Source organism: Aeromonas sp. R6-1, assembly GCF_040908165.1.
GTDB lineage: Bacteria > Pseudomonadota > Gammaproteobacteria > Enterobacterales > Aeromonadaceae > Aeromonas > Aeromonas caviae.
This window is the reverse complement of the sequence record NZ_JBFODF010000038.1, coordinates 113,585-122,364: the sequence shown is the minus strand read 5'-3', so window position 1 is coordinate 122,364 and position 8,780 is coordinate 113,585. Positions and strand designations below refer to the sequence as shown.

At 53.2% G+C, this 8,780-nt stretch carries 17 protein-coding genes; all 17 read right to left on the bottom strand.

Going from position 1 to position 8,780, the window contains the following annotated elements; translation table 11 throughout:
* Nucleotides 1–144: 144 nt before the first annotated feature.
* A complete protein-coding gene (gene rplQ / locus AB5Y68_RS11495) occupies nucleotides 145–528 on the bottom strand; it encodes a 50S ribosomal protein L17 (protein WP_005307999.1) in 384 nt (127 codons plus the stop codon).
* Nucleotides 529–571: 43 nt separating this feature from the next.
* Nucleotides 572–1,561 carry a DNA-directed RNA polymerase subunit alpha gene (gene rpoA, locus AB5Y68_RS11490; RefSeq protein ID WP_005307997.1) on the bottom strand — a complete coding sequence of 330 codons (990 nt, stop codon included), beginning with the start codon at nucleotides 1,559–1,561 and terminating at the stop codon, nucleotides 572–574.
* A gap of 25 nt (nucleotides 1,562–1,586) precedes the next feature.
* Entirely contained in the window at nucleotides 1,587–2,207 is a 621-nt protein-coding gene (rpsD, locus tag AB5Y68_RS11485) for a 30S ribosomal protein S4 (protein WP_010672568.1), read from the bottom strand.
* A 39-nt stretch (nucleotides 2,208–2,246) separates the two neighbouring features.
* Nucleotides 2,247–2,636 (bottom strand): 30S ribosomal protein S11, encoded by a 390-nt coding sequence (gene rpsK, locus AB5Y68_RS11480; protein ID WP_005319702.1) that lies wholly within the window; start codon nucleotides 2,634–2,636, stop codon nucleotides 2,247–2,249.
* Nucleotides 2,637–2,650: 14 nt separating this feature from the next.
* Nucleotides 2,651–3,007 carry a 30S ribosomal protein S13 gene (gene rpsM, locus AB5Y68_RS11475; protein ID WP_005307991.1) on the bottom strand — a complete coding sequence of 119 codons (357 nt, stop codon included), beginning with the start codon at nucleotides 3,005–3,007 and terminating at the stop codon, nucleotides 2,651–2,653.
* Nucleotides 3,008–3,146: 139 nt separating this feature from the next.
* Nucleotides 3,147–3,260 carry a 50S ribosomal protein L36 gene (gene rpmJ, locus AB5Y68_RS11470; RefSeq protein ID WP_005319705.1) on the bottom strand — a complete coding sequence of 38 codons (114 nt, stop codon included), beginning with the start codon at nucleotides 3,258–3,260 and terminating at the stop codon, nucleotides 3,147–3,149.
* Nucleotides 3,261–3,287: 27 nt separating this feature from the next.
* Nucleotides 3,288–4,616, bottom strand: a complete 1,329-nt coding sequence (secY, locus tag AB5Y68_RS11465) for a preprotein translocase subunit SecY (RefSeq protein WP_010672567.1) — start codon at nucleotides 4,614–4,616, stop codon at nucleotides 3,288–3,290.
* 8 nt (nucleotides 4,617–4,624) lie between these two features.
* Nucleotides 4,625–5,062 (bottom strand): 50S ribosomal protein L15, encoded by a 438-nt coding sequence (gene rplO / locus AB5Y68_RS11460; RefSeq protein ID WP_005307987.1) that lies wholly within the window; start codon nucleotides 5,060–5,062, stop codon nucleotides 4,625–4,627.
* A gap of 2 nt (nucleotides 5,063–5,064) precedes the next feature.
* Entirely contained in the window at nucleotides 5,065–5,244 is a 180-nt protein-coding gene (gene rpmD, locus AB5Y68_RS11455; RefSeq protein ID WP_005307985.1) for a 50S ribosomal protein L30, read from the bottom strand.
* A gap of 6 nt (nucleotides 5,245–5,250) precedes the next feature.
* Nucleotides 5,251–5,751: a 30S ribosomal protein S5 gene (gene rpsE / locus AB5Y68_RS11450; protein ID WP_005340605.1), complete on the bottom strand. Its 501-nt coding sequence runs from the start codon at nucleotides 5,749–5,751 to the stop codon at nucleotides 5,251–5,253.
* A gap of 14 nt (nucleotides 5,752–5,765) precedes the next feature.
* A complete protein-coding gene (gene rplR / locus AB5Y68_RS11445; RefSeq protein ID WP_010672566.1) occupies nucleotides 5,766–6,119 on the bottom strand; it encodes a 50S ribosomal protein L18 in 354 nt (117 codons plus the stop codon).
* 9 nt (nucleotides 6,120–6,128) lie between these two features.
* Nucleotides 6,129–6,662 carry a 50S ribosomal protein L6 gene (gene rplF / locus AB5Y68_RS11440; protein ID WP_039039489.1) on the bottom strand — a complete coding sequence of 178 codons (534 nt, stop codon included), beginning with the start codon at nucleotides 6,660–6,662 and terminating at the stop codon, nucleotides 6,129–6,131.
* A 13-nt stretch (nucleotides 6,663–6,675) separates the two neighbouring features.
* A complete protein-coding gene (gene rpsH, locus AB5Y68_RS11435; protein WP_005307980.1) occupies nucleotides 6,676–7,068 on the bottom strand; it encodes a 30S ribosomal protein S8 in 393 nt (130 codons plus the stop codon).
* 19 nt (nucleotides 7,069–7,087) lie between these two features.
* Nucleotides 7,088–7,393, bottom strand: coding sequence for a 30S ribosomal protein S14 (gene rpsN / locus AB5Y68_RS11430; RefSeq protein WP_005331161.1), 306 nt, complete (start codon nucleotides 7,391–7,393; stop codon nucleotides 7,088–7,090).
* Nucleotides 7,394–7,403: 10 nt separating this feature from the next.
* Nucleotides 7,404–7,943, bottom strand: a complete 540-nt coding sequence (gene rplE / locus AB5Y68_RS11425; protein ID WP_005331162.1) for a 50S ribosomal protein L5 — start codon at nucleotides 7,941–7,943, stop codon at nucleotides 7,404–7,406.
* Nucleotides 7,944–7,956: 13 nt separating this feature from the next.
* Nucleotides 7,957–8,274, bottom strand: coding sequence for a 50S ribosomal protein L24 (gene rplX, locus AB5Y68_RS11420; protein ID WP_005307977.1), 318 nt, complete (start codon nucleotides 8,272–8,274; stop codon nucleotides 7,957–7,959).
* 11 nt (nucleotides 8,275–8,285) lie between these two features.
* Nucleotides 8,286–8,654 (bottom strand): 50S ribosomal protein L14, encoded by a 369-nt coding sequence (gene rplN, locus AB5Y68_RS11415; RefSeq protein ID WP_005307975.1) that lies wholly within the window; start codon nucleotides 8,652–8,654, stop codon nucleotides 8,286–8,288.
* Between the last annotated feature and the right edge of the window lie 126 nt (nucleotides 8,655–8,780).

Here is an 8,780-nt window from a genome sequence, read left to right as displayed (position 1 = left end):
CAGTAGAGGCAGTAGAGGCAGTAGAGGCAGTAGAGGCAGTAGAGGCAGTAGAGGCAGTAGAGGCAGTAGAGGCAGTAGAGGCAGTAGAGGCAGTATCAGAATCCACCAAAAGAAAAGCCGGGACAAGCCCGGCTTTTTCTTTTATCACTCAGCAGCTGCTTCAGCAGCGGCCGGGCGGTCTACCAGCTCAATGTAAGCCATAGGAGCGTTGTCACCAGCACGGAAACCGCATTTCAGAATGCGAGTATAACCGCCGGCGCGCTCCAGGTAGCGCGGGCCCAGTTCATTGAACAGCTTAGCCACGATCGCGTTATCGCGAGTACGGGCAAATGCCAGGCGACGATTAGCAACGCTATCAGTCTTGGCAAGGGTGATCAGTGGTTCAACTACACGACGCAGCTCTTTTGCCTTAGGCAGAGTCGTCTTGATGATCTCATGACGAACCAGGGAGCTGGCCATGTTGCGGAACATAGCCTGACGATGGCTGCTGTTCCGGTTCAGTTGACGACCACTCAAACGATGGCGCATGACCTTATCCTTCTAACTAAATCTGTGAAACCCGTAATCTGGATTACTCGTCAGCGATGCTGGCGGGCGGCCAGTTCTCAAGGCGCATGCCAAGAGACAGACCACGGGAGGCCAACACGTCCTTGATCTCAGTCAGGGACTTCTTACCGAGGTTAGGAGTCTTAAGCAACTCAACTTCGGTACGCTGTACCAGATCACCAATATAGTGGATAGCTTCTGCCTTCAGACAGTTCGCTGAACGAACTGTCAGCTCCAAATCATCGACAGGACGCAGCAGAATCGGATCAAACTCGGGTTTCTCTTCTTTCTTCTCGGGCACGCTGACATCGCGCAGATCCACGAAGGCTTCCAGTTGCTCTGCCAGAATAGTGGCGGAACGACGGATGGCTTCTTCCGGATCCAGAGTACCATTGGTCTCCATGTCGATAACCAGCTTGTCCAAGTCGGTGCGCTGTTCCACACGTGCCGCCTCGACATTGTAGGCGATGCGAACGATGGGGCTGAACGCGGAGTCCAGCAGAAGGCGACCGATAGGACGCTCTTCATCATCGTTGTGAACACGAGCAGAAGCAGGCACATAACCACGACCGCGCTGAACTTTCAGGCGCATGCTGATCTCAGCATTTGCACCAGTCAGGTGGCAGATTACGTGCTCCGGGTTTACGATCTCGACTTCATCACCGTGAGTGATATCACCAGCGGTAACGGGGCCTGTTCCAGACTTGGTCAGGGACAGAGTTACCTCGTCCTTGCCTTCCAGCTTCACAGCGATACCTTTCAGGTTGAGCAGGATTTCAAGAATGTCTTCCTGTACACCTTCTTTGCTGCTGTACTCGTGCAGTACTCCGTCGATCTCGACTTCAGTAACCGCACAACCGGGCATAGATGACAGCAAAATACGACGCAGGGCATTGCCCAGCGTGTGGCCAAAGCCACGCTCAAGCGGCTCGAGAGTCACTTTCGCGTGAGTCGGGCTAACTTGCTCGATGTCAACTAGCCGCGGTTTAAGAAAATCTGTTACAGAACCCAGCATTGTGTCCTCTCTTTAGAAGCTAGCTTTACTTGGAGTAAAGCTCGACGATCAGCTGTTCGTTAATGTCGGCAGACAGGTCGGAACGCTCCGGCAGGCGCTTGAAGGCACCTTCCATCTTAGCAGCGTCAACCTCTACCCAAGTCGGCTTCTCGCGCTGACCAGCAACTTCCAGGGAAGCTTTGATACGCGCTTGCTTCTTAGCCTTCTCGCGAACGCAGATCACGTCCTCAGGGGATACCTGGAAAGAAGGAACATTCACAACGCGGCCGTTTACCATGATGGCTTTGTGGCTCACCAGCTGACGAGATTCAGCACGAGTGGCGCCGAAGCCCATGCGGTAGACGACGTTGTCCAGACGACCTTCCAGCAGCTGCAACAGGTTTTCACCGGTGTTACCCTTTTGACGGGCAGCGTCGCGGTAGTAGTTGCGGAACTGTTTTTCCAATACGCCGTAGATACGACGTACTTTTTGTTTCTCGCGCAGTTGCACACCGTAGTCGGACAGACGCGCTTTACGCGCACCGTGTTGACCAGGAACGGTGTCAATCTTGCACTTAGAATCAATCGCACGAACACCAGACTTCAGGAAGAGGTCGGTGCCCTCACGACGGCTAAGCTTAAGCTTAGGACCGATATATCTTGCCATCTTCTTTCTCCAACAATCCTAGACCAAGTAGCTACAGCGTTACACGCGGCGCTTCTTGGGAGGACGACAACCGTTGTGCGGGATCGGAGTCACATCAGTAATGTTAGTGATGCGGAAACCAGCCGCGTTCAGAGCGCGGATGGAAGACTCACGACCGGGACCCGGACCTTTGACCATGACTTCCAGGTTCTTCACGCCGTATTCTTTGGCGATCTCACCAGCACGCTCAGCAGCTACCTGGGCAGCAAACGGAGTGGACTTACGGGAACCACGGAAACCGGAACCACCAGAGGTAGCCCAAGACAGAGCATTGCCCTGACGGTCAGTAATGGTCACGATTGTGTTGTTGAAAGATGCATGAACGTGCGCAATACCGTCGCTCACTTGCTTTTTAACGCGCTTGCGAGCACGAGTCGGAGTTTTAGCCATTTTCTACCTTCCCGTTACTTCTTGATAGCCTTGCGCGGACCCTTACGGGTACGAGCGTTGGTCTTGGTACGTTGACCACGAACAGGCAGGCTACGACGGTGACGCAAACCACGGTAGCAACCCAGATCCATCAATCGCTTGATGTTCATGGAAATCTGACGACGCAGGTCACCTTCGACGGTGAATTTACCTACTTGTTCACGCAGACTCTCGATCTGAGCTTCGTCCAGGTCTTTAATTTTCACATTCTCAGCGATACCGGCTGCGGCACAGATGGCCTTGGAGCGGGTACGACCGACGCCATAAATAGCAGTCAACGCAATGACTGCATGTTTATGGTCAGGAATGTTAATGCCAGCGATACGGGCCACTATTCACTCCTACATATAGTAGATAACGACCACCACAAAGCCCGTGAGCGGATACGTGGCGGTCAACCAATACACAACAAAAGTTGGCTGGCTATATTAGCCAGCACAACTATTTGTTGCAAGTACTAACCGTAAAAAATTAGCCTTGGCGCTGTTTATGCTTTGGCTCGCTGCAAATCACACGCACCACACCGTGACGCTTGATGATTTTGCAGTTACGGCAGATTGCCTTAACGGAAGCACGAACTTTCATTGCTTAACTCCGTAACTACGCCGACCTTTAGCGGCCGTAGCCCTTCAGGTTGGCCTTCCTCAGGACGTCGCCATATTGATGAGACATCATATGGGTCTGAACCTGAGCCATGAAGTCCATGATAACTACCACGATAATCAGCAGCGAGGTGCCACCGAAGTAGAACTGTACGTTCCAGGCAGTCATCAGGAACTGGGGTACCAGACAGATAAAGGTAATATAGAGCGCACCTGCCAATGTCAGGCGAGTCATAACCTTATCGATGTAACGTGCTGTCTGCTCGCCCGGGCGGATCCCCGGGATAAAGGCTCCACTCTTCTTCAGGTTATCTGCTGTCTCGCGGGGGTTGAACACCAGCGCGGTATAGAAGAAGCAGAAGAAGATAATGGCTGCTGCATAGAGCATCTCGTACAAGGGCTGACCCGGCTGCAGGACCATAGAGACCTGTTGCAGAATGTCAGCGATCTTGCCCTCGCCCTGACCAAACCAGGAGGTAATGGTACCCGGGAAGAGGATGATGCTGGATGCGAAAATCGCAGGAATCACACCGGCCATATTCACTTTCAACGGCAGGTGTGTGCTTTGCGCAGCGAATACCTGGCGGCCTTGTTGACGCTTGGCATAGTTAACGACGATACGACGCTGACCACGCTCCACGAACACCACAAAGTAAGTCACAGCGAAAACAATCAAGCCCAGCAACAACAACAGCAGGATGTGCAATTCCCCTTGACGTGCCTGTTCGGCCGTAGCGCCAATGGCATGAGGCAGACCGGCGACGATACCTGTGAAGATAATCAACGAGATACCATTACCAATCCCACGCTCGGTAATCTGTTCACCCAACCACATCAAGAACATGGTACCGGTGACCAGACTCACAACGGCTGTGAAATAGAAGCCCAAACCCGGATGAGTCACGAGTCCTTGCATCATATTCGGCAGACCTGTTGCAATACCAATGGCCTGGAACGTTCCCAAAACCAGCGTGCCCCAACGGGTATATTGGCTAATCTTGCGACGGCCGGATTCACCTTCTTTCTTGAGTTCAGCAAGAGCAGGGTGAACCACAGTCAGCAACTGGATAATGATCGACGCCGAAATGTACGGCATGATCCCCAGTGCAAGAATAGAAGCACGCGAGAGTGCACCACCACTGAACATGTTGAACATCTCAATGATGGTGCCCTTCTGTTGTTGGAACAACTCGGCCAGTACGGCGGCGTCAATACCAGGGATCGGCACATAAGAGCCTGCACGGAACACGATAATTGCCCCGAGAACGAAGAGCAGACGGCTCTTCAGTTCGCTCAGACCACCTTGTGCTTTAACATCCAATCCTGGTTTCTTAGCCATTGTACTGATTATTCCTCGATTTTACCGCCAGCGGCCTCGATGGCTGCACGTGCACCCTTGGTGACGGACAGACCACGAACGGTCACAGCACGGTCAATGTTGCCAGACAGAACAACTTTAGCGAACACGATGTTTTTGGTAATAACACCGGCTTGCTTCAGAGTGCTCACGTCGACCACATCACCTTCTACCAGGGCGATTTCGTTCAGGCGCACTTCGGCAGAAACCAAAGATTTGCGAGAGAAGAAACCGAACTTCGGCAGACGGATTTTCAAAGGCATCTGGCCGCCTTCAAAACCGTTGCGGACCTTGCCGCCACCGGAACGAGAGGTTTGACCTTTAACACCACGACCACCGGTCTTGCCCAGACCAGAACCGATACCACGGCCCGGACGGTGCTTGACGCGCTTGGAGCCAGCGGCCGGAGACAGAGTATTCAGACGCATGCTTAGCCCTCCACCTTAACCATGTAATAAACCTGGTTGATCATACCGCGTACGCAGGGAGTATCTTCCAGCTCAACGGTGTGACCAATGCGACGCAGACCCAGACCACGCAGAGTCGCCTTGTGCTTTGGCAGACGGCCGATAGAGCTGCGAGTTTGAGTTACTTTTACAGTGTTAGCCATGTCGCATTACCCCAGAATTTCTTCAACGCGCAGACCACGCTTGGCCGCGATCTGTTCCGGTGATTGACCGTGAACCAGAGCGTCGACAGTTGCGCGAACAACGTTGATTGGGTTGGTGGAACCGTAGGTCTTGGCCAGCACGTTGTGGATACCAGCAACTTCCAGTACGGCACGCATGGCGCCGCCTGCAATGATACCAGTACCTTGGGAGGCCGGCTTCATGAACACGGTGGAACCAGAGTGAACGCCACGCACCGGGTGGTGCAGGGTGCCGTTGTTCAGCTCAACCTTGTTCAGGTTACGTTTAGCCTGTTCCATCGCCTTTTGAATGGCGGCCGGAACTTCACGGGCCTTACCGTAACCGTAACCTACACGGCCGTTACCATCACCCACCACGGTCAACGCGGTGAAGGACATGATACGACCACCTTTAACAGTTTTCGAAACACGGTTTACTGCAATGAGCTTTTCTTGCAGTTCGCCGGCTTGAGATTCGACTTTAGCCATCTTCGACTCCTAGCTTAGAACTGAAGACCAGCGTCACGAGCAGCGGCAGCCAGAGCGGCTACACGACCGTGATACTTGAAACCGGAACGATCGAAAGATACGTTCTGAACGCCTTTGGCAATAGCACGCTCAGCGATAGCCTTACCTACAGCGGTAGCAGCATCTGCGTTACCGGTGTATTTCAGAGCTTCACTGATGGCTTTCTCTACTGTGGAAGCAGAGGCCAGAACTTCGGAACCGTTGGCTGCAATAACCTGCGCATAGATATGACGCGGGGTACGGTGAACAACCAGACGGGTAGCTCCCAGTTCCTGCATCTTTTTCCGAGCACGAGTAGCACGACGGAGACGAGCTGCTTTCTTGTCCATAGTGTTACCTTACTTCTTCTTAGCTTCTTTAGTACGCACTTGCTCGTTGGCATAGCGTACACCCTTGCCCTTGTAGGGCTCCGGAGCGCGGTAAGCACGGATATCGGCGGCGACTTGGCCAACCAGCTGCTTGTCCACACCACGCAGAATGATCTCAGTGGCGGACGGACATTCAGCGGTGACACCAGCCGGCAGCGCATGCTCAACCGGGTGAGAGAAGCCCAGAGCCAGCGCGACAGCATTGCCCTTGATGGAGGCCTTGTAGCCTACACCAACCAGCTGCAGCTTGCGCTCGAAGCCTTGGGTAACACCGAATACCATGTTGTTGACCAATGCACGTGCAGTACCGGCCTGAGCGTCAGCACCAGCGATGCCGTCGCGCGGGGCGAACTTCAGTACATTGTCTTCTTTGGTCACTTCTACACCGGCGTGGATGGAACGAACCAGGGAACCTTTACCACCTTTGATGGACAGTTCCTGACCGTTCAGAGTCACCTCTACGCCAGCAGGAATAGTGACGGGTGCCTTAGCAACGCGAGACATTTCCGACCTCCTATTAAGCGACGTAGCAGATGATCTCACCACCCATGCTTGCCTTACGGGCAGCACGGTCGGTCATCACACCTTTAGACGTGGACACGATAGCAACACCGAGACCGCCCATGACTTTCGGCAGATCAGTAGTGCGCTTGTAAATACGCAGGCCGGGACGGCTCACGCGTTGGATCAGTTCTACAACCGGCTTGCCCTGGAAATACTTCAGTTCGATTTCCAGTTCAGGTTTCACGTCACCAGCTACGGAGTAGCCAGCGATGTAACCTTCTTCTTTCAGCACTTTGGCGATAGCCACTTTCAGCTTGGAAGAAGGCATGGAAACCGCAACTTTGCTCGCCGCCTGACCGTTACGGATGCGGGTCAGCATATCCGCGATCGGATCTTGCATGCTCATAGTCTAACTCCCGAGATTCTTACCAAGAGGCCTTTTTGAGGCCCGGAATTTCGCCCTTCATGGCATGCTCACGCACCTTGATGCGAGAGAGGCCAAACTTCCGCAGGAAACCGTGCGGACGACCAGTGATGTTGCAACGGTTACGCTGGCGGGACGGACTGGAATCACGGGGCAGCTGTTGCAGTTGCAAGACAGCATCCCAACGCGCTTCTTCAGAAGCGTTCATATCAACGATGATAGCTTTCAGCTCGGTACGCTTAGTCGCGAACTTGGCTGCCAGCTTCGCACGCTTTGCTTCACGTGCTTTCATGGATGTTTTAGCCATAACCCTAACCTTACTTGCGGAATGGGAAGTTAAAGGCAGCCAGCAGAGCACGGCCTTCTTCGTCGGTATTCGCGGAAGTGGTGATGGTGATATCCAGACCACGGACGCGATCGACCTTGTCATAGTCGATTTCCGGGAAGATGATTTGCTCACGCACGCCCATGGAGTAGTTACCACGGCCATCGAACGCCTTGGCGTTCAGACCACGGAAGTCACGGATACGCGGTACGGAGATGCAAATCAGCCGTTCCAGGAACTCCCACATACGCTCGCCACGCAGGGTTACTTTACAACCTATCGGGTAGCCTTCACGAATCTTGAAGCCCGCAACAGATTTGCGTGCTTTGGTGATCAGCGGCTTCTGACCGGAAATGGCAGCCATATCGGCAGCAGCATTTTCCAGCAACTTCTTGTCAGAGATCGCTTCACCAACACCCATGTTCAGGGTGATTTTCTCGATCCGAGGGACTTGCATGATAGTCTTGTAACCGAACTGCTTGGACAGTTCATTTACTACATCGGATTTGTAGTAATCATGCAGTTTCGCCATCGTTAAACTCCAATTACTTCACAAGTTCGCCGGTGGATTTGAAGAAACGGACTTTCTTGCCGTCTTCAATCCGGAAACCAACGCGGTCAGCCTTGCCAGTGGCAGAGTTGAACAGCGCGACGTTAGATACATCGATGGGGGCTTCTTTGGTGACGATGCCGCCAGCCTGACCCAGTGCGGGTACCGGCTTTTGGTGTTTCTTCACCTGGTTGATGCCTTCCACGATTACCTTACCTTTTGCAATCAGGACTTGAGTGACTTTGCCACGCTTGCCCTTGTCTTTGCCGGTAAGAACAATTACTTCGTCTTCGCGACGGATTTTAGCTGCCATCGTTCGACTCCTTACAGTACTTCGGGTGCCAGGGACACAATCTTCATGAACTTCTCGTTACGGAGTTCACGGGTCACCGGGCCAAAAATACGAGTACCGATTGGCTGTTGGTTGTTGTTAAGCAACACAGCCGCATTGTTGTCGAAACGGATGACAGAGCCGTCCGGACGACGAACGCCTTTACGGGTGCGTACGACCACCGCGTTATACACATCACCTTTCTTCACTTTACCGCGAGGAATGGCTTCCTTGATGGAAACCTTGATGATGTCGCCGATGCCGGCATAACGGCGGTGCGAACCACCCAGAACCTTAATACACATTACACTGCGAGCGCCGGAGTTGTCGGCAACACCCAGCATACTTTGCATCTGGATCATCTTAGTGCTCCGCTTTGTTTACTTCTTATCCCTGATGGGATCTGGCTGCCTTCAAAAGGCGCGAAACTATAACACAGCTATTTTTGAAAAGGTAGCCTAAAAAACAAACGGCCCCGATGGGGGGCC

Coding starts and splice junctions, on each gene's coding strand:
- rplQ (WP_005307999.1), bottom strand. CDS start 528: ATGCGCCATCGTTTGAGTGGTCGTCAACTGAACCGGAACAGCAGCCAT.
- rpoA (WP_005307997.1), bottom strand. CDS start 1,561: ATGCTGGGTTCTGTAACAGATTTTCTTAAACCGCGGCTAGTTGACATC.
- rplX (WP_005307977.1), bottom strand. CDS start 8,274: ATGGCAGCTAAAATCCGTCGCGAAGACGAAGTAATTGTTCTTACCGGC.
- rplE (WP_005331162.1), bottom strand. CDS start 7,943: ATGGCGAAACTGCATGATTACTACAAATCCGATGTAGTAAATGAACTG.
- rpsH (WP_005307980.1), bottom strand. CDS start 7,068: ATGAGCATGCAAGATCCGATCGCGGATATGCTGACCCGCATCCGTAAC.
- rpsD (WP_010672568.1), bottom strand. CDS start 2,207: ATGGCAAGATATATCGGTCCTAAGCTTAAGCTTAGCCGTCGTGAGGGC.
- rpsN (WP_005331161.1), bottom strand. CDS start 7,393: ATGGCTAAAACATCCATGAAAGCACGTGAAGCAAAGCGTGCGAAGCTG.
- rplR (WP_010672566.1), bottom strand. CDS start 6,119: ATGGACAAGAAAGCAGCTCGTCTCCGTCGTGCTACTCGTGCTCGGAAA.
- rpmD (WP_005307985.1), bottom strand. CDS start 5,244: ATGGCTAACACTGTAAAAGTAACTCAAACTCGCAGCTCTATCGGCCGT.
- secY (WP_010672567.1), bottom strand. CDS start 4,616: ATGGCTAAGAAACCAGGATTGGATGTTAAAGCACAAGGTGGTCTGAGC.
- rpsK (WP_005319702.1), bottom strand. CDS start 2,636: ATGGCTAAAACTCCGACTCGTGCTCGCAAGCGCGTTAAAAAGCAAGTG.
- rpsE (WP_005340605.1), bottom strand. CDS start 5,751: ATGGCTAAAGTCGAATCTCAAGCCGGCGAACTGCAAGAAAAGCTCATT.
- rplO (WP_005307987.1), bottom strand. CDS start 5,062: ATGCGTCTGAATACTCTGTCTCCGGCCGCTGGCTCCAAGCGCGTCAAG.
- rplN (WP_005307975.1), bottom strand. CDS start 8,654: ATGATCCAGATGCAAAGTATGCTGGGTGTTGCCGACAACTCCGGCGCT.
- rpmJ (WP_005319705.1), bottom strand. CDS start 3,260: ATGAAAGTTCGTGCTTCCGTTAAGGCAATCTGCCGTAACTGCAAAATC.
- rplF (WP_039039489.1), bottom strand. CDS start 6,662: ATGTCTCGCGTTGCTAAGGCACCCGTCACTATTCCTGCTGGCGTAGAG.